This window comes from Ferrovibrio sp., from assembly GCF_046297895.1.
Classification (GTDB): Bacteria; Pseudomonadota; Alphaproteobacteria; order Ferrovibrionales; family Ferrovibrionaceae; genus Ferrovibrio.
In genome coordinates, this window is record NZ_JBKBHC010000001.1 from 380,210 (window position 1) to 397,727 (window position 17,518).

At 62.3% G+C, this 17,518-nt stretch carries 19 protein-coding genes; 8 read left to right on the top strand and 11 right to left on the bottom strand.

Features of this window, described 5'->3' with window-relative positions; all coding sequences use genetic code 11:
- The first annotated feature begins 6 nt into the window (after positions 1-6).
- Both ACK4FK_RS01830 and ACK4FK_RS01835 read left to right on the top strand, forming a co-directional pair.
- Positions 7-834 carry an SDH family Clp fold serine proteinase gene (locus ACK4FK_RS01830; protein ID WP_409740283.1) on the top strand — a complete coding sequence of 276 codons (828 nt, stop codon included), beginning with the start codon at positions 7-9 and terminating at the stop codon, positions 832-834.
- Between the two features lie 15 nt (positions 835-849).
- Positions 850-1,059, top strand: a complete 210-nt coding sequence (locus ACK4FK_RS01835; RefSeq protein WP_409740286.1) for a ChaB family protein — start codon at positions 850-852, stop codon at positions 1,057-1,059.
- A 10-nt stretch (positions 1,060-1,069) separates the two neighbouring features.
- Here ACK4FK_RS01835 and ppk2 read toward each other — a convergent pair whose 3' ends face one another.
- The 5 genes from ppk2 to ACK4FK_RS01860 all read right to left on the bottom strand — a co-directional run bounded on the left by ppk2 (position 1,070) and on the right by ACK4FK_RS01860 (position 5,584).
- On the bottom strand, positions 1,070-1,843 hold the full coding sequence (ppk2, locus tag ACK4FK_RS01840) for a polyphosphate kinase 2 (protein ID WP_409740289.1): 774 nt from the start codon (positions 1,841-1,843) through the stop codon (positions 1,070-1,072).
- A gap of 2 nt (positions 1,844-1,845) precedes the next feature.
- Positions 1,846-2,721, bottom strand: a complete 876-nt coding sequence (locus ACK4FK_RS01845) for a pirin family protein (protein WP_409740292.1) — start codon at positions 2,719-2,721, stop codon at positions 1,846-1,848.
- A gap of 61 nt (positions 2,722-2,782) precedes the next feature.
- Complete coding sequence (locus ACK4FK_RS01850; protein WP_409740295.1) at positions 2,783-4,072, bottom strand: TRAP transporter large permease; 1,290 nt, start codon at positions 4,070-4,072, stop codon at positions 2,783-2,785.
- On the bottom strand, positions 4,063-4,563 hold the full coding sequence (locus tag ACK4FK_RS01855; protein WP_409740298.1) for a TRAP transporter small permease: 501 nt from the start codon (positions 4,561-4,563) through the stop codon (positions 4,063-4,065). The genes ACK4FK_RS01850 and ACK4FK_RS01855 overlap by 10 nt, the downstream gene beginning before the upstream one ends.
- Positions 4,564-4,603: 40 nt before the next feature.
- A complete protein-coding gene (locus ACK4FK_RS01860) occupies positions 4,604-5,584 on the bottom strand; it encodes a TRAP transporter substrate-binding protein (protein WP_409740301.1) in 981 nt (326 codons plus the stop codon).
- A gap of 326 nt (positions 5,585-5,910) precedes the next feature.
- Between ACK4FK_RS01860 and ACK4FK_RS01865 the strand changes: the two genes are divergently transcribed.
- The 6 genes from ACK4FK_RS01865 (at position 5,911) to ACK4FK_RS01890 (ending at position 11,989) form a co-directional block, all read left to right on the top strand.
- Complete coding sequence (locus ACK4FK_RS01865) at positions 5,911-6,642, top strand: FadR/GntR family transcriptional regulator (protein ID WP_409740304.1); 732 nt, start codon at positions 5,911-5,913, stop codon at positions 6,640-6,642.
- 30 nt (positions 6,643-6,672) lie between these two features.
- Complete coding sequence (kdgD, locus tag ACK4FK_RS01870) at positions 6,673-7,584, top strand: 5-dehydro-4-deoxyglucarate dehydratase (RefSeq protein WP_409740308.1); 912 nt, start codon at positions 6,673-6,675, stop codon at positions 7,582-7,584.
- 11 nt (positions 7,585-7,595) lie between these two features.
- Positions 7,596-8,417: an NAD-dependent epimerase/dehydratase family protein gene (locus tag ACK4FK_RS01875; RefSeq protein WP_409740311.1), complete on the top strand. Its 822-nt coding sequence runs from the start codon at positions 7,596-7,598 to the stop codon at positions 8,415-8,417.
- Between the two features lie 2 nt (positions 8,418-8,419).
- On the top strand, positions 8,420-9,505 hold the full coding sequence (locus ACK4FK_RS01880) for a mandelate racemase/muconate lactonizing enzyme family protein (RefSeq protein ID WP_409740314.1): 1,086 nt from the start codon (positions 8,420-8,422) through the stop codon (positions 9,503-9,505).
- 14 nt (positions 9,506-9,519) lie between these two features.
- Complete coding sequence (locus ACK4FK_RS01885) at positions 9,520-10,368, top strand: amidohydrolase family protein (protein WP_409740317.1); 849 nt, start codon at positions 9,520-9,522, stop codon at positions 10,366-10,368.
- 247 nt (positions 10,369-10,615) lie between these two features.
- Positions 10,616-11,989 carry a DEAD/DEAH box helicase gene (locus tag ACK4FK_RS01890; RefSeq protein ID WP_409740320.1) on the top strand — a complete coding sequence of 458 codons (1,374 nt, stop codon included), beginning with the start codon at positions 10,616-10,618 and terminating at the stop codon, positions 11,987-11,989.
- A gap of 55 nt (positions 11,990-12,044) precedes the next feature.
- Here ACK4FK_RS01890 and pcaC read toward each other — a convergent pair whose 3' ends face one another.
- Genes pcaC through ACK4FK_RS01920 form a run of 6 tightly spaced genes read right to left on the bottom strand, consistent with a single transcriptional unit; the run spans position 12,045 to position 17,506 of the window.
- Positions 12,045-12,440 carry a 4-carboxymuconolactone decarboxylase gene (gene pcaC, locus ACK4FK_RS01895; RefSeq protein WP_409740321.1) on the bottom strand — a complete coding sequence of 132 codons (396 nt, stop codon included), beginning with the start codon at positions 12,438-12,440 and terminating at the stop codon, positions 12,045-12,047.
- Positions 12,441-12,456: 16 nt separating this feature from the next.
- Positions 12,457-13,239 carry a 3-oxoadipate enol-lactonase gene (gene pcaD, locus ACK4FK_RS01900; protein WP_409740324.1) on the bottom strand — a complete coding sequence of 261 codons (783 nt, stop codon included), beginning with the start codon at positions 13,237-13,239 and terminating at the stop codon, positions 12,457-12,459.
- 20 nt (positions 13,240-13,259) lie between these two features.
- Positions 13,260-14,609, bottom strand: coding sequence for a 3-carboxy-cis,cis-muconate cycloisomerase (locus ACK4FK_RS01905; RefSeq protein ID WP_409740326.1), 1,350 nt, complete (start codon positions 14,607-14,609; stop codon positions 13,260-13,262).
- Positions 14,603-15,925, bottom strand: coding sequence for a TRAP transporter large permease (locus ACK4FK_RS01910; protein ID WP_409740329.1), 1,323 nt, complete (start codon positions 15,923-15,925; stop codon positions 14,603-14,605). The genes ACK4FK_RS01905 and ACK4FK_RS01910 overlap by 7 nt, the downstream gene beginning before the upstream one ends.
- Complete coding sequence (locus ACK4FK_RS01915; RefSeq protein ID WP_409740332.1) at positions 15,922-16,476, bottom strand: TRAP transporter small permease; 555 nt, start codon at positions 16,474-16,476, stop codon at positions 15,922-15,924. The genes ACK4FK_RS01910 and ACK4FK_RS01915 overlap by 4 nt, the downstream gene beginning before the upstream one ends.
- Positions 16,457-17,506 (bottom strand): TRAP transporter substrate-binding protein, encoded by a 1,050-nt coding sequence (locus ACK4FK_RS01920; RefSeq protein WP_409740334.1) that lies wholly within the window; start codon positions 17,504-17,506, stop codon positions 16,457-16,459. The genes ACK4FK_RS01915 and ACK4FK_RS01920 overlap by 20 nt, the downstream gene beginning before the upstream one ends.
- Positions 17,507-17,518 lie beyond the last annotated feature (12 nt).

Sequence of the window (17,518 nt, forward strand, 5' to 3'; positions counted from 1 at the left end):
TCCGCAGTGTCGATCAGCGACCTGATCTGGATCTTCTTTATCGGCATGGCTTTGCAGCCGATGCTGCGGCAGCGCATCCTGGTCATGATGCGAGCCCGCAAGACCATGCAACTGCAGCGCCAGCGCGGCAGCCAGGTCATCACCCTGGTGCACCGGCAGGAAACCATGCGCCTGCTGGGCTTCCCGCTGGTGCGTTACATCGATATCGACGATGCCGAGGACGTGATCCAGGTGATACGCGACACCGATCCGGACATGCCGATCGACATCATCCTGCACACGCCGGGCGGACTGGCCATCGCCACGCTGCAGATCGCTGCTGCCCTGCGCCGCCATGGCGGGCGGGTCACAGCCTTCGTGCCGCACCTGGCGATGTCGGGCGGCACGCTGATCGCGTTGGCCGCCGATAGTATTGTGATGGCGCCGCATGCGATGCTGGGGCCGATCGATCCGCAGGTGGGTGGCTTTCCGGCGGCCTCGGTCGCGCGGGTATTGCGCGACAAGCCGATGGCCGAGATCGATGACCAGACCGTAATCCTGGCCGATATCGGCGAGAAGGCAACGCGCCAGTTGCGCGCTGCTGCCACGCAACTGCTGGGACGTCATATGGATGCGGCCAGAGCGGCCGAACTGGCCGACCAGCTCAGCAAAGGGCAGTGGACCCACGATTACCCGATCACAGCCGACGAGGCCGCCAGCCTGGGCCTGCCGGTCAGCACGGACATGCCTGATGAAGTTGCCGAATTGATGACGCTGTATCCGCAGCCGGTGCGCGCCACGCCCAGCGTGGAATACGTGCCGGCCCCGCCGCGCCGCGAAGCCCCGCCGCGCTGAATCGGCGAGGGCGTCATGCCATACGCCAGCAATATCGATCTGCCGGATAACCTGCGCGACATTCTGCCCGCGCATGCGCAGGACATCTTCCGCGCGGTCTTCAATCATGCCTGGCAGGATCACCGTCATGATCCCGACCGCGAAGCCATTGCCCACCGCATCGCCTGGGCCGCCGTGAAGCGGCGTTACCGCAAGCAGCGCGATCGCTGGGTGGAAAAGGATTAGGCCGACAGACTCAAGCCGACAGGCGGCCGTCGTGCAGGGCATCCAGATCGAAGGGGAACACGATGCCGCGGTCGGGCGCGATCTGTTTGGCCTTCGCCTTGTCAGCATAATCCAGCCGCCCGAGCAAGTCGCGGATCAGGTTCAGCCGGGCCGTCGGCTTGTGGTTGGCCCGTACGATGGTCCATGGCGCCACGGCGCTGCTGGTCCGCGACAGCATGGCATCGCGGGCCTTGCTGTAATCCTTCCAGTGTTTCAGCGCCGCATTATCAATCGGGCTGATTTTCCACTGCTTCAGCGGGTCGCCTCGGCGGGATTGCAGGCGCTGTTTCTGCTCGTCCTTGTCGATATCGAGGTAGTATTTGAATAAGTGAATGCCGGAACGCACCAGCAGGTCCTCAAAAATCGGAACTGCGACAAGGAAATCCTCACAGTCCTGCCTGGTGCAGAAACCCATCACACGCTCGACGCCGGCGCGGTTATACCAACTGCGGTTAAACAGCACGATCTCGCCGCCTGCCGGGAGATGCGGCACATACCGCTGAAAATACCATTGGCTGCGTTCGCGGTCAGATGGTTTGCCCAGTGCGACGACGCGGGTCTCGCGTGGGCTCATATGCTCGGTGACGGCCTTGATCGTGCCATCCTTGCCCGCACCATCCCGCCCCTCCAGAACGATCAGCACCTTCTCTTCGTGCTTGATCAGATGGCGTTGCAGCTTGACCAGTTCGATCTGCAGGTCACGCAGGGCCGCACGATATTCGCCGTTATCCTTTGGCTTGGCCATGCCTAGGCCTCTGGCAGGGGAATGAACTCTGGATCGCCCGGCACCATGGTGAAACGGCCGCTCTTCCAGTCCGTCTTGGCCTGCTCGATCCGGTCTTTTGACGATGAAACGAAGTTCCACCACAGATACCGTTCGCCATCCAGCGGCGCGCCGCCCAGCAACATCAGCCGTGCCGGCCCCTGGGCTATGATGCGTGGCTGGCTGCCCGGCTTGAGCACGAGCATGCTGCCGGCTTCATAGCGCTCGCCATCCAGCACCACCATGCCGATGGCCACATAGACAGCCCGTTCCTCGTATTCCCCGGGCAGCGGCAACACCGCCTCGTCGTCGAGGACTACATCGAGATAAAACATTGGCGCAAAGGTCTGTACCGGCGACACAGCACCGAAGGCAGCCCCGGCGATCAGGCGCATGCGTGCACCGGACTGCTCCATCTCAGGCAGACTGGCGGCCGGGTGGTGACGGAAATCAGGTGCGGTTTCCTCGTGCGTCTGCGGCAGGGCCAGCCATGACTGGATGCCATGCAGGGCGCTTCCGCTGCGGCGCAGTTCATCGCGCGTGCGCTCGGAATGCACGATGCCGCGCCCGGCCACCATCCAGTTCACGTCGCCTGGACGGATCGGCTGCGTCACCCCAAGACTGTCGCGGTGCATGATCTCGCCCTCGAACAGGTAGGTGACGGTGGCCAGCCCGATATGGGGATGCGGGCGCACATCGAGGCCATGCCCGGGCGGGAAATCCGCTGGCCCCATGTGATCGAGAAAGACGAAAGGCCCGACATGGCGCCGCTTTGCGTAAGGCAGAATGCGCCGCACCATGAAACCCTCGCCCAGATCGCGGCTGCGCGGGGTGATGACAAGATCGATGGCTTCGGACATGGCGGCACCTCCGACGCCAGACTAGCGCGGGATGCCTTTTGGCCCAACCCTCTTGATGGGCTTAGTGACGGCCCAGGAAATAGTCGGGCAGGAACTGGGAGAAGGCCGGCACATAGGTGACCAGGAACAGTGCCGCGATCAGGGCGCCATAGAAAGGCCAGATGGTGCGCATCACCGTGCCGATGGAGACTCCGCCGATGGCGCAGCCGACGAACTGCGTGGTGCCGACGGGCGGGGTATTGAGACCGAGCGCGCAATTGATCAGCATCAGCATGCCGAACTGCACCGGACCCATGCCGTACTGCATGCAGATCGGCAGGAAAATCGGCGTGCAGATCAGGATGGTGGCCGCCATATCCAGGAAGGTGCCCAGCACGAACAGGATCACGTTGACCAGCAGGAAGATCATCCAGGGCGATGTCGTGATGCTGCTGAGCGCCTGGCCGGTCAGGTCGGCCACGCTGTAGAGGCTGATCAGGTAGCCAAAGGTGTTCGACACGCCGATCAGCAACAGCACAATGCCAGTGGTCTTGACCGCCTTGGCGGCGGCCTTGATCAGATGCTCCCATTTCAGCGAGCGGTACAGCAGGGTCGCCAGCAGGATCGCGTAGATCACCGCGATGGCAGCCGACTCCGTGGCGGTGAACACGCCGGAAAGAATGCCGGTGATGATGATCACCACGACAAACAGCCCGGGAATGGCAGCGGCCGCCGAACGCAGCACGGCCTGGCGGCCCGGAAACACACCTGCCGGATAACCGCGCCGAATCGCCACCAGATAGGCGGCCACCAGCATACAGATGGTGAGCAGCACGGCCGGGATCATGCCGGCCAGGATCAGCGCGGCAATCGAGACTTTGCCTCCAGCGGCCAGCGAATAGATGATCATGTTGTGGCTGGTCGGCATCAAGGCGCCAACCAGCGAGGCATGAGTGGTCACATTGACGGCGTAATCGGCGTCGTAACCCTCCTTCTTCATCATCGGGATCATTACCGCGCCCATGGCCGAGACATCGGCCACCGGAGAACCCGACACGCCGCCAAACAGCGTGCAGGCCACCACATTCGACATGCCGAGTCCGCCGCGGATATGCCCGATCAGGTTCTTGGCGAATTGCACGATGCGGTCAGCTACCCCGCCATAAAGCATCAATTCGCCGGCAAAGATGAAGAACGGGATCGCCAGAAACGAGAAGATGTTCATGCCGGCTGTCATCCGCTGGAATACCACGGCGAGCGGCAGACCCTCATAGAGGATGGTGGCGACGGCGGACAACCCGATGGAGAAAGCGACCGGTACGCCGAGAACGAGTAAGCCGAAGAAACTTACGGACAGGATGATCAATGCCATGAGGGGTGGACCTCTTCGCCCGCGATCAGGGCGAGAATATGCTCAAGCGAGAACAGGCCGATCAGGCCGCCGGCGATCGACAGCGGCAGATGGTTAAGCCCTTCGGGGAGGCCCAGGGTGGGAATCTTGTAGGCCATCACGGAATCGGCCAGCAGCCAGGCATTCCAGCCCATCACAAGGCCAAAGCAGGCGACCAGAACATGGATCAGGATTTCGACCCAGATGCGGTGCCGCTCAGGCAGCACCATGACCAGCACGGATTCAAGGCCTATATGGCCGGCATCCCGCACTCCGACTGCGGCGCCGAACATGGTGACATAGAGCACAAGCACCAGCGCCAGGCTTTCTGCCCAGGTTGGCGTGTCGTTCAGCACGTACCGTCCGAAAACCTGATAGGCGACCACGCCGACAATGCCGAGCAGTCCGGCAACGGCAACATACATGCAAAGCCGGGAGATCCAGGCGTTGATGGGGCTGAGCCAGCGCAGCATGGATACTCCCGGTTCTTGACGTTACAGGACCTGCGGGACGTCAGTTGGTTTCCTGAATGCGCTTCACCAGCGCCTGCAGCTTGGCATCGCCGGCGAATTTGGCATAGACCGGTTGCATCGCGTCCTGGAATGACTTCTTGTCCAGATCGCTGATGATCTTGGAACCGCCGGCCTCCACCGTCTTGCGCGAAGCCGCCTCGCGCTCGTCCCACAGCTTGCGCATGTAGGGTACCGATTCCTTGGCCGCCTTGCGGATCACGTCCTGCTCGTCCTTCGACAGGCTGTCCCATACCCGCTTGGAGAAAACCAGCAGTTCCGGCGCCATCGAATGTTCGGTCAGGCTGTACATCTGGGCCACTTCATAGTGCCGCGAGGAATCGTAGGACGGCCAGTTATTCTCGGCACCGTCCACCACGCCAGTCTTCAGCGCGGTATAAACCTCGGCATAGGGCAGCGGCGTGGCATTGGCACCAAGCGCCTGCATCATCGCCACCCACATGTCAGACTGCTGCACGCGGATCTTCATGCCCTTCATGTCGGCAACCGACCTGATCGGCTTCTTGGTGGTGTAGAAGCTGCGCGAGCCGCTGTCATAGAAGGCCAGGCCGACGAAGCCCTGCGACTCCAGCGATTTCAGGATCTCCTCGCCGATCGGGCCATCCAGCACGCGGCGCATGTGATCTTTCGACTTGAACACGAAAGGCAGCGCAGGAACGATGGTTTCCGGCACGATATTGTTGAATGGCGAGATGTTGACGCGCACCATGTCGAGCGCACCGAGCTTGGTCTGCTCGATCGTGTCCTTTTCCGAGCCCAGCGAGCTCTGGCCGAACACCTTCACCGAATGCTTGCCGCTGGTGCGCTCGTTGATCAGCTTGCCCATATAGGCCACCGCCTGAACGGTGGGATAGTCCATCGGATGGACATCCGCGGAGCGGAACTCTTTCGCCGTCGCCGCACCCGAAAGCGCCACCGCGACGGCCGCGCCAAGCAGGGCGCGCATAGCTGTTCTGGACTTCATATTTTTCCTCCCGTGATACAGGGCGTTTTTGCGGCCCGGCCGATTGAACGACATGGCTTAGTCGTCGTGACATCATACAACATGGGGGGATTTTTGAGTCAATCCTCCTTTGGCGGGGTTTTGATCAATTTTGCATCGCCACCTAGAAATTCTATATATATATATGATATATATCAAATATTTAATACAAAACAGATTTATGACCCCGTTCGTGCCTGTCATTCCGCTACTCGAACAACCTATCAGTTGTCATACAAGATAAAGGGTGCTAATCGTGACAATCATCCCCCGGCTGCTTGTTCGGCCATGGACCAGGAGACCAACCGGTGACGGCTCTGCGCCGACGCGAGACACTGACATCCCAGCTTGTCAGGACCCTGACAGAGCGCGTGGCGAAGGGCAGCCTCAAGCCTGGCGACAAACTGCCCAGCGAACAGGAACTGATCGAGGAATTCGGCGTCAGCCGCACGGTGGTGCGCGAGGCGATTTCGAGCCTGCGCGCCGCTGGTCTGGTCGCCACCCAGCAGGGCGTCGGCGCGTTCGTGCAGCCGGGCGCCAGCGCGCAACCCTTCCGCATCGATGAAACAAGCCTCGACCTGATCAAGGAAGTGATCAACGTGCTGGAGTTGCGCATCGGGCTGGAGGCCGAGGCCGCCGCCCTGGCCGCGCAGCGGCGCAAGCCAGAGCATGTGGAAGCAATGCGCCGGGCCCTGGATCTGATGGAAGCGGCGATCGAAGCGGCCGAGGATGCCGTGGCCCCTGATCTTGATTTTCATCAGACGATCGCCGAGGCAACGGGCAATACGCATTTCACCCATCTGTTCAGCTACCTGGGCGCTCTGATGATCCCGCGCGCCCGGGTGCAGACTTTCCGCTTCTTTGCTGATGACCGCAGCGAGTACCTGCGCCGGGTCAACCGTGAACATGAAGATATCTACCAGGCGATCCTGCGGCAGGATAGCGACGCCGCCCGCTCTGCCATGCGACTGCATCTGAGCAACAGCCGGGAACGCCTGCGCAAGGCGATGGAGCAATCCACCGCGGCAACCAGCATCTAGACCCATTATTTTCCTGAAGGTGAGAAGAGAATGGAACCGTATGTCCTGAAAGAGGCCATTTCCAGCGGCCTGCTTTCTTTCCCTGTAACCGATTTCGATACTGCCGGAAATTTCGAGCCGAAGGGCTATCGCCGCCGCTTGGAATGGCTGATGCCCTATGGCGCCACTGCCCTGTTTGCCGCGGGCGGTACCGGCGAGTTCTTTTCGCTGGCCCCGGAAGAATACAGCGATGTCATCCGCACCGCCGTTGAAACCTGCAAAGGCAGGGTGCCGATTCTGGCCGGCACCGGTTTCGGCACCCGGCAAGCCATCGCCTACGCGCAGGAGGCTGAACGCCTGGGTGCCGCCGGACTGCTAATCCTGCCGCATTATCTGGTGGAGGCCGATCAGGAGGGAATCAGCCGGCATATTGCCGCCATATGCAAATCAGTGAAGATCGGGGCCATCGTCTACAATCGCGGCGTCTGCCGCCTGGGCCCCGACGCACTGGCCCGCCTGGCCGAGCAATGCCCGAACCTGATCGGTTTCAAGGACGGCATCGGCGATCTGGAACTGATGGTGGCCATCCGGCGTAAGCTGGGCGACCGCTTTGCGTATCTGGGCGGCTTGCCAACGGCCGAATTCTTCGCCGCCCCCTACAAGGCGATGGGCGTGCCGGTCTACTCTTCGGCCGTGTTCAATTTCATCCCGAGAACCGCGATGGATTTCTATCGCGCCATTGCGAAGGATGACAGTGTCACCGCAACGCGGATTCTCGACGATTTCTTCATGCCCTATTCCCTGATTCGCAACCGCCGGCCGGGTTACGCAGTCAGCATCATCAAGGCGGGCGCCCGCCTGGTCGGCTATGATGCCGGACCAGTACGCACGCCGCTGGTGGATTGCAGCGAGGAAGAGCATGCCATGCTGAAGATACTGATCGACAAACTGGGTCCGCAATAACGGAGGCCGGCATGAAACGCGTTCTGCTCACCGGAGCCAGCGGCGGCGTCGGCACCCGCCTGCGTCAGTTGCTCAGGCCGATCTATCCCGATCTGCTCCTGAGCGACATCAAACCGCCATCCGACCTACGCCCGGACGAGACCTTCATCCAGGCGGATCTGGCCGATATGGCAGCCGTCGAGAAGATCTGCGACGGCATCGAGGGCATCGTCCATCTGGGCGGCTTTTCGGTGGAGGGCCCCTGGGAAACCATCCTGAACGCCAACATCATCGGCACCTACAACCTGTTCGAAGCCGCCCGTCGCAAGAGCGTGAAGCGCGTGGTCTTCGCATCATCGAATCATGTGATGGGCTTCTATCCGCGCAGCCGCAAAATCGGCATCGAAGCCGTGCCCAAACCCGACACCCGCTATGGCCTGAGCAAGCTGTTCGGCGAAGGCGTCGGTGCGCTCTACGCGCACAAGCATGGCATGGGCGTGCTCAGCATCCGTATCGGCAATTTTGGCGACAAACCGATCGACGAGCGACGGCTGGCGATCTGGCTGAAACCCGATGATCTGGTACAACTGATCCGCATTGGCCTGGAAAAACCGGACCTGGTCTATGAAGTGGTCTATGGCATGTCCGACAATAAACGGGCGTGGTGGGACAATGCCAATGCCCTGCGGCTTGGCTATCATCCAGCGGGGCAGTCGGAAGATTTCGCGGTCGAGGCGCTGGAAACGCAGAAGACACTGCCGAAAGATCCCATCGGCGATCATTTTCAGGGCGGCACGCCATTCTGCAGTCAGGAATTTGACGGCGATTTCGAGACCCTGAAGAAGCGGCTATAAGGATGCGGATCAAAAGCATAGATACCGTTACGCTGAAAATCCCCTTCGGCGACCTATACGATGGCCCACGAGCCAAACGCCGCGGCTGGACCGAATTCGACACATTGTTGGTGCGAGTCGAGACTGAAGACGGCATTGTCGGCTGGGGTGAGGCTTTCGCCTATAGCTGCGCTTCGGCTGTGCGCGCCGCCGTGATCGACATGGTGGCACCGCTGGCCATTGGACGGGATACGGCAGATATCCCGGGACTCAGCCGCGACCTGCAGAAGGAACTGCATATCTGGGGACGTTACGGCATCACCATCTTTGCGCTCTCCGGCCTTGATATCGCCCTGTGGGACATCGCCGGCAAACGCGCCGGTAAGAGCCTGTCCGCCCTGCTGGGGCGGCGGCGCGGGCAGGTGCAGGCCTATGCCAGCCTGGTACGCTATGGCGGCCCTGAGCCAGTCGCTGCGATGGCGCAGAAAGCCGTGGCGGAGGGCTATGAAGACGTTAAGCTGCACGAAATCGCCTATCAGGCCATCGCCGCGGCACGTACCGCCACTGGCCCGCGCATTCGCATCACCACCGATGTGAATTGCGGCTGGAGCCTGGCAGAAGCCGAATGCCTGCTGCCCAAGATGAAGGACCTTGACCTGTTCTGGGTCGAGGAGCCGGTTTTCCCGCCTGAGGACTACGAAACCCTGGCCTCCCTGCGGCGCCGGTTCGGCGTACCGCTTTCTGCCGGTGAGAATGCCTGCACCGCGATGGAATTCCGCCGTCTGATCGCCGCCCTGGATTACCCGCAGCCCAGCGTCACCAAGGTTGGGGGAATCAGTGAATTTCTGGCCGTGGCCAAGCTGGCGGATGTGGCTGGGAAACCCCTGATGCCGCATTCGCCCTATTTCGGCCCAGGCTACTGGGCCACCTTGCAGCTGGCCGCGCATCTGGACCATATCGGCTTGTTCGAGTTCCTCTATGTCCAGCCTGCAGCCTTCTGTGGCCGGGATATTCCATTGCCAAGCAATGGCCGGATCGCCATTCCCGATACGCCCGGCATTGGCTTTGAGCCAGACGAGGGCGTTCTAAACCGATACCGCGTCGCCTGACCGCCGGAGTGAACATGAGCTACACCCGCATCCTCACCGGCCCGAAGCCAAAACTGCAGATGCCTGCGGGCGCCTGCGACACTCATATTCATTTCTATGACAGCCGCTATGCCGCCCTGCCAGGTACGCCAACGCCGCCGGACGCCTCGGTGGCCGATTACCGGCAGGTGATGAACTGGCTGGGGATCGAACGCGTCGTGGTGGTGCAGCCAAACGCCTATGGCGACGACAACCGTCTGACCATGGCCGCCACCGCCGAACTGGGTCCCATCGCCCGCGCCGTTGTGGTGGTGAAACCCGGCGTGACTGATGCGGAACTGGAACGCCTGACCAGGGCGGGCGCGCGCGGCCTGCGCATCATGGCGCTGCTTGGCGGCACGCTGGGTCTGAATGTGGCCGAAGAGATGGCCGCCCGCGTGACATCGCATGGCTGGCATCTGCTGCTGCAGCTCGACGGCCGCGACCTGCCCCAGCATGAAGCGATGATCCGCCGCCTGCCCTGCAAGGTGGTGATCGATCATATCGGCAAATTCCTTGAGCCGGTGCCGGTGGAGCACCCCTCCTTCCAATGCCTGCAGCGGCTGGTCGATAGCGGCAATGTCTGGGTCAAGCTGGCGGCTGCTTACGAGACATCGAAAACCGGAAAGCCGAAATACGAGGATGTTGGCGTGCTGGCGAAAGCCCTGGTGAAGCAGGCACCGGAGCGCATGATCTGGGCCAGCAACTTCCCCCATGCCCAGGCGCATAAATTCGGGTATCCCGATGAGGCCGCCCTGCTTGATCTGATGCTGGACTGGGTGCCGAACGACGCCGATCGCCAGAAAATCTTCACCCGTAATCCGGCGGAATTATACGGCTTTTGAGGGTAATCGCTTATTTCGCTTGACCTTAGGCCGTATAAGGCCCATATACCGCCTGCCGTTTCGATGGCATTCGCGTTGTGGCCGCGTGAGCGGAGAGCAAATCTGGCTCTTTCGTCCTGCCCAACGCCTCGCACTCCCATTCACGACCCAGGTCACGCGGGGACGTTTTACCGGACCCGCGTCCGATCGCTGCGCTGCAGGCGAGTCCGCCTGGCGCCGTCGTGCGCTTACCCTTAAGGATTCCATTTTGACCAGCTTTACCGAACTCGGCCTCGACCAGGCCCTGCTCAATGCCCTGATTGCGGGCAAGTACACCCAGCCGACGCCGATCCAGACCCAGGCCATTCCGCCCGTGCTGGCGGGCCGTGACCTGCTGGGCATCGCCCAGACCGGCACCGGCAAGACGGCGGCCTTCGCGCTGCCGATCCTGCATCGCCTGGCCGCCAACAACCGCCGTCCGGCACCAAAAACCTGCCGCGCGCTGGTACTCAGCCCGACGCGCGAACTGGCTTCCCAGATCGCCGAAAAATTCCGCGCCTATGGCCGTGAGATGAAACTCTCGGTCACCGTCGTGTTCGGCGGCGTCGGCATGAACCCGCAGGTCCAGGCGCTGGCGCGCGGCGTTGACGTTCTGGTTGCCACCCCGGGCCGCCTGATCGATCACATGCAGCAGGGCACCCTGCGCCTCGACGCCGTCGAGACCGTGGTGCTGGATGAAGCCGACCAGATGCTGGACCTGGGCTTCGTGCATGCCATCAAGCGTATCGCGCAGGCCCTGCCCAAGCAGCGCCAAAGCCTGTTCTTCTCAGCCACAATGCCGCAGAACATCGCCCAGCTCGCCGCCGGCTTCCTGAAAGAACCCGTGCGCGTAGAAGTGACCCCGGCTGCCACCACGGTCGAGCGTATCGACCAGCAGGTGATCTTCATCGAAGCCGAACGCAAGCGTGCCCTGCTTGCCGAGATCATGGGCGATCCCTCCATCACCCGCGCGCTGGTTTTCACCCGCACCAAGCACGGTGCCGACCGTGTTGCACGGCATCTGACTAGCGGCGGCGTGCCGGCCAATGCCATCCATGGCAACAAGTCACAGAGCCAGCGCGAGCGCGCCTTGGCCGATTTCAAGGCCGGCCGCATCCGCGTCCTGGTTGCCACCGACATCGCCGCCCGCGGGATCGATGTCACCGGCGTCAGCCACGTGGTGAACTTCGAACTGCCGAATGTGCCGGAAAGCTATGTACACCGCATCGGCCGCACCGCGCGCGCCGGCAAGGACGGCATGGCAATTTCGCTCTGCGCCCAGGATGAGCGCGCCTACCTGCGCGACATCGAGAAGGTGACGCGCCAGCGCATCCCCTTTACCGACCGGCGCGGCGATGCCAAGCTGGCGGCCGCCACTGCTGCCGAACCCAAAGGTGAAGCACGGCCGCAGCATCATCAGCAACGCCCGCACGGCCACAATCACGCCGGCGGCCGCAAGGATGGCCAGCGTAATGACGGCCATCGCGGTCGTGGCGATCAGGGCCAGCCGCAGCAGAATCGCAAGCCCGGCGGCAAGCGCTTCGGCCGACCGCAGCAGCAGGGCGGTGGCCAGAACCGTGGCCAGCGCCAGGCTTCGCACTAATCGTTCCCGGAACCCGGGTAAAAGCGGCGCCTTCCGGCGCCGCTTTTTTTTATTGTCAGAATTTATGGCCGTCCTTTTCCATCTGGGCAAACACCTCTTCGGCCCAGTGGGTGGCGCTATTGCCCGCCGGCACGCCGCAATAAACGGCAGCCTGCTTGATCACCGCACGGATGTCATTTTTGGTCAGACCATTGTTGAAAGCGGCCTTCACGTGCAGCTTGAACTCATCGACGCGGTTAAGCGCGATCATCATCGACAGCACCATGCAGCTTCGCGTCTTGCGGTCCAGGGTCGGATCGGTCCAGATCTCGCCCCAGGCATAGCGGGTGATGAAATTCTGGAAGTCGCCGTTGAAGTCGTTGATCTTGGTGAGCGAGCGATCGACATGGGCATCGCCCAGCACCGCCCGCCGCACCGTCATGCCCGCGCCATAGCGTTCCTTGTCGTCCATTCCGATATCCTTTCGGTCAACCGGCCAGAAATCCGGTCAGCAACTTGGTGAATTCCTCGGCCCGCTCGACATTGGAAAGATGCGCGGCCGGCAATTCAGCATACCGCGCACCGGGGATGGCATCCGCCACAAAGCGGCCATCCTGTGGCGGAGTGGCCAGATCATGTGCACCAGAAATGACCAGCGTGGGCAGGCGAATGGCTGCGATTCCGTCGCGCTGATCCATGTCGCGCACGGCGGCGCAGGCGGCACAATACCCTTCCGGCGCGGTAGCCCGCAGCATGTCCGAGATTGTCTTCACCGCCCCGGGGTAGAGTTTGGCGAAATCCTCGGTGAACCAGCGCTGGATCACGCCATTGAGAATGGATGCCATGCCGCCTTCCCGCACCGCGGCGATGCGGGTATTCCAGACCTCGGGCGTACCGATCTTGGCGGCCGTGTTGCATAGCACGAGACGGCTGAACCGCTGCGGGGCATGGATACCCAGCCACATGCCGGTCATGCCCCCCATCGACAGGCCGCAGAACATTGCGCGCTCTATGCCCAGCCCATCCATCAGGGTCAGGACATCACGGCCGAGCCGGTCGACCTGATAGGGTTTAGTCGGCAGGCCGGACTGGCCATGCCCTCGGGTATCGTAGCGCAGCACGCGGCAATGCCGGATGAGCGCAGACATCTGTGGCTCCCACATGCCGAGATCGGTGCCAAGAGAATTGGACAACACCAGCACCGGCGCGTTTTCCGGTCCATCCAGCCGGTAATGCAGTTCGACGCCATCGTCGCAGGCAATAAACGGCATGCAGCCTCCTGTGTTGCCTGTTATTGCCGCCGGGCGGCCAGCACGCGATCGACCAGCGTCGCGGCAATGCCGGTGTAACCGAGCGGTTCAAAGAGCTGGTCCAGGGCTGCGACGCCGAGATGCTGGCTCACCACCGCATCCTCGGCCAGCACATCGCGCAGATGGCGCTTTTCGCTGACCGCCTGCTTCGAAGCGGCCTCGACGCGCTGATGCGCTGCCAGCCGCCCGATCTTAGCACCCAGCGCCATGGTCACGGCCTCGGCCATGATCAGGCCGTTGGTGGCATCGAGATTGGCGCGCATCCGCGTAGCATCGACTTCCAGCCCATCGATGGTATCGGCCATTTGCATCAGGGCACCGGCACTGAGCAGTACCAGTTCGGGCACCGTTTCCCATTCGGCATGCCAGCCGCCCAGGCCGCGCTCATGTTCCTGCGTCATGCCACTCAGCAGGCTGCCGGCCAGATGCGGCACCCGGGTCGCAGCAGCCAGCACAACCGCTGCCGTCACCGGATTGCGCTTGTGCGGCATGGTCGACGAACCGCCGCGCCCCTCGCCGGCCGGCTCGAAAGCTTCGCCCACGTCGGTCTGCATGAGTAGCGCGATGTCGCGCGCCATCTTGCCTAGGCTGCCGGTCAACAGGGCCAGAGCCATCGCCAGTTCCACGATGCGGTCGCGCGCGCCATGCCATGGCATGGCCGGCAGGCCGAGGTTGAGATCCTCTGCAAGTGCGTTCGCCACCTGCAGGCCCTTGTCGTCCAGCGCGGCCAACGTGCCGGCAGCTCCACCGAACTGCAGCACCAGTAGCCGGGGCTTGAGTTCGACCAATCGGGCGCGATGGCGTTCAATGGCATCCAGCCAGCCGGCAGCCTTCAGGCCGAAGGTGGTCGGCAGGGCATGCTGCAGCCAGGTGCGGGCCACCATCGGTGTCTGCCGGTGATTCGCGGCCAGCGCGGCCAGCGCGGAAGACAGCCGGCCCAGATCGGCCTCGATCAGGTTGAGGGCCTGCCGCAATTGCAGCACCAGCCCGGTATCCATGGCATCCTGGCTGGTGGCGCCCCAATGAACATAGCGTGCCGCTTCGCCATCCGCCTCGGCCACGCGGGCGGTCAGCATTTTCACCATCGGGATTGCGGTGTTGCCGGCTTTTGCGGCGGATCCGGCCAGGGCCGAGAGGTCGTAGTGTTTGGCATCGCAGGCCGCCACGATGGCGGCCACGGCGGCTTGGGGGATCACACCGGTCTTGGCCTCGGCCCGGGCCAGAGCCGCCTCGAAATCCAGCATGCCCTGCAGATGGGCATTGTCTGAAAACAGGGCGGAGATGGCCGTACCGGCAAAGAGAGGGGCGAAGAGGCCCCGGTCAGCTACCATTTAACAAGCTCCAGCAACCCGTAGGTCAGGACCGGAAAAACCAGCAGAAGGGCGACGCGCACCGCATCCGAGATCAGGAACGGCACCACACCGCGGAAAGTCTGCCGCATCGGCACGTCGCGCGCCAGCTTGTTGATGACAAAAACATTCATTCCCACCGGGGGTGTGATCAGCCCGACCTCCACCACGATCAGGATAAGGATGCCGAACCAGATCGCGGTCTGTTCGGGTGTGAGGCCGAAATCGAGGGCGAACACCGCCGGCAGGAAAATCGGCAGGGTCAGCAGGATCATGCTGAGCGAATCCATCAAGCACCCCAGGACCAGATAGACCAGCAGTATCATCAGCATGACCATCATCGGCGACAGTCCGCTGCGCCCGATCGCATCGGCCAGTTCCTGCGGCACGCCGCTGAGCGCCATGAAGGAATTGAATATCTCGGCACCGATCAGGATCATGAAAATCATGCCCGTGCTGATCGCCGTATCACGCAGGCATTCGATCAGGCCATCCAGGCGCAGGCCATTCATCATCACCGCGATCAACAAGGCACCAAGCGTGCCGAAAGCAGCGGCTTCGGTGGGCGTGAACACGCCGGAATAGATGCCTCCCAGCACAACCACAAACAACAGCACGATCGGCACCAGATCGCGCATGGCCCTCAGCCGTCCGGCCCAGTCGGTTCTCGGGCCCGCCGGGCCGGCCTTTGGGTTGATGCGCACATAGATCGCAATCGCGATCATGTAGCCGATGGTGGCCAGAATACCGGGCAGGAAAGCGGCAAAGAATAGCTTGGCGATATTCTGTTCGGCGAGGATGCAATAGACGATCAGTGGGATCGAGGGCGGGATCAGGATGCCCAGCGTGCCGCCGGCGGCGAGCGTGCCAGTCGCCAGGCTGCCCGCATAGCCGTAGCGCTTCATTTCCGGAAGCGCGACCTGTCCCATGGTGGCTGCCGTAGCCAGCGACGAGCCGCAGATGGCGCCAAACATGGCGCAGCCGCCGATCGCCGCCATGGAAAGGCCGCCCCGGACATGACCGATGAAAGCATTCGCGCCAGCAAACAGGGCGCGGCTGATTCCGGCCCGCGAGGCTATATAGCCCATCAGCAGAAAGAGCGGGATGACCGAGAAGCTCTCCGACGACAGGGTATAGAACGGCCCGGTCTTCAGCCGATTCAGGAAGGGCAGCCAGCCCGACAGCATGATATAGCCGCCAGCACCGGAGAGGATCATGGCGATGGCGATCGGTACGCGGATCACCATCAGGAAGATCATGACGCCGATGAACAGGACGCCAATGGCAAGACTTGTCATTCAATCACCTTCGCGGCACCGGCTGCATGACCGTCGGTCGCATCGCGCCAGGCTGCAATCAGGCTTGAAAATGCCAGCAGGATAAAGGACGGCACCACCACCACGAAGCCGATCCAGGTTGGCAGGCGCAGAACCATTGATTCGTCGTTGGCCGCTCGCAGTTCGAACCCCCCGATGCCCATGCGCCAAGCCAGTACGGCCGCAACCAGACCAACGCCAAGGCTGGCCAGGATATCGAGCCATTTCTTCACTGCCGGCGGCGCCGCTTCGGTGAAGACATCGACGATCACGTTGCCTTTGTGCAGCTGGCAATAGGGCAGGAACAGCGCGATGGCAGCCGCCATCAGCAGCCCGACGATCTCGATGTCGCCGGGAATCGGGGCATTGAGGAAATACCGCCCCAGCACGCTGACCACCGTGACAGTGGCTGCGGCCATCAGGATAAACCCGCCCGTCACCGCCAGCAGGGTGCAGAAGCGGTCAAACAGCGAAGGCGGCCGGATACCGGCCGCCTTCGCCTGCGCAGAGGCGTCAGTTGGTTTTTGCGCCATGCTTGTCGATCAGCGCCTGGGCCGCAGCAAGCAGCTTGGCACCATCCTTGCCTTGTTTGTTCATGTCTTCCACCCAGGCCGCTTGTACCGACTCGGCCAGTTTGCGCAGCTTCGCGGTTTCAGCATCCGGCATGGTGAGGATCTTGTTGCCGCGAGCCTTGGCGGCATCGAGACCGGGCTTCTCGACATCTTCCCAGGCCCTGCCGATCCGGCTGGTCATGGCCGAACCCGAGTTGGCATCGATCACCTTTTTCAGGTCGGCCGGCAACTCGTCATATTTCTTTTTGTTCATCGCGTACAGGAACACGGATGTATACAGGCCGCGCGGGCCCGCGATCTGGGTATGGTGATCGGTCAGTTCGTACAGGCGGAGCGACACGGTCACTTCCCAGGGCACGACCGTACCCTCGACAACGTTCTTTGAAAGCGCCTCCGGCGTCTGCGGCACCGGCATGAAAATCGGCGTCGCGCCATACTTCGCCAGCGCATCGCCCACCGGACGCGATGGGGCACGCAGCTTCATGCCCTTCAGATCATCCACGCTCTGCACGGCCTTGCCCTTGGTATGGATCACGCCGCGGGCATGGACATGGAACAGGAGCGGATGAACATCGGGGAATTCGGCCTTGGCATAAGTCTGGTAGAATTCCCAAGCCGCCTTGGTGGTCGCTTCGGCGTCATTGATCATGAAAGGCAGTTCGAAGACCGACATGATCGGGAAACGGCCTGGCGTGTAGCTGGGCAGCGTCCATACGACGTCGACGATGCCGTCTCGGACCTGGTCGTAAAGCTCGGGCGGCTTGCCGCCCAGCTGCATGGCCGGGAAAATCCGCGACTTGATCTTGCCCTGCGACTGCTCCTCGACAGCCTTGGCCCAGGGTTCGATCAGCACCTTCTGCGACGGCGCGCCGGCAGGGAGAAAATGCTGGATTTTCAGCTCGACCTGCGCGGCGGCGGGCGTGAAGGCCGCCGGCATCAGGAGTACGCCTGCCGCCATGCAGGTGGCCAGGGCAAGACGACGTTCAAGCATCGGGTTTCCTCC

Coding starts and splice junctions, on each gene's coding strand:
- ACK4FK_RS01835 (WP_409740286.1), top strand. CDS start 850: ATGCCATACGCCAGCAATATCGATCTGCCGGATAACCTGCGCGACATT.
- ppk2 (WP_409740289.1), bottom strand. CDS start 1,843: ATGGCCAAGCCAAAGGATAACGGCGAATATCGTGCGGCCCTGCGTGAC.
- ACK4FK_RS01845 (WP_409740292.1), bottom strand. CDS start 2,721: ATGTCCGAAGCCATCGATCTTGTCATCACCCCGCGCAGCCGCGATCTG.
- ACK4FK_RS01850 (WP_409740295.1), bottom strand. CDS start 4,072: ATGGCATTGATCATCCTGTCCGTAAGTTTCTTCGGCTTACTCGTTCTC.
- ACK4FK_RS01855 (WP_409740298.1), bottom strand. CDS start 4,563: ATGCTGCGCTGGCTCAGCCCCATCAACGCCTGGATCTCCCGGCTTTGC.
- ACK4FK_RS01860 (WP_409740301.1), bottom strand. CDS start 5,584: ATGAAGTCCAGAACAGCTATGCGCGCCCTGCTTGGCGCGGCCGTCGCG.
- kdgD (WP_409740308.1), top strand. CDS start 6,673: ATGGAACCGTATGTCCTGAAAGAGGCCATTTCCAGCGGCCTGCTTTCT.
- ACK4FK_RS01875 (WP_409740311.1), top strand. CDS start 7,596: ATGAAACGCGTTCTGCTCACCGGAGCCAGCGGCGGCGTCGGCACCCGC.
- ACK4FK_RS01880 (WP_409740314.1), top strand. CDS start 8,420: ATGCGGATCAAAAGCATAGATACCGTTACGCTGAAAATCCCCTTCGGC.
- ACK4FK_RS01885 (WP_409740317.1), top strand. CDS start 9,520: ATGAGCTACACCCGCATCCTCACCGGCCCGAAGCCAAAACTGCAGATG.
- pcaC (WP_409740321.1), bottom strand. CDS start 12,440: ATGGACGACAAGGAACGCTATGGCGCGGGCATGACGGTGCGGCGGGCG.
- pcaD (WP_409740324.1), bottom strand. CDS start 13,239: ATGCCGTTTATTGCCTGCGACGATGGCGTCGAACTGCATTACCGGCTG.
- ACK4FK_RS01905 (WP_409740326.1), bottom strand. CDS start 14,609: ATGGTAGCTGACCGGGGCCTCTTCGCCCCTCTCTTTGCCGGTACGGCC.
- ACK4FK_RS01910 (WP_409740329.1), bottom strand. CDS start 15,925: ATGACAAGTCTTGCCATTGGCGTCCTGTTCATCGGCGTCATGATCTTC.
- ACK4FK_RS01915 (WP_409740332.1), bottom strand. CDS start 16,476: ATGGCGCAAAAACCAACTGACGCCTCTGCGCAGGCGAAGGCGGCCGGT.
- ACK4FK_RS01920 (WP_409740334.1), bottom strand. CDS start 17,506: ATGCTTGAACGTCGTCTTGCCCTGGCCACCTGCATGGCGGCAGGCGTA.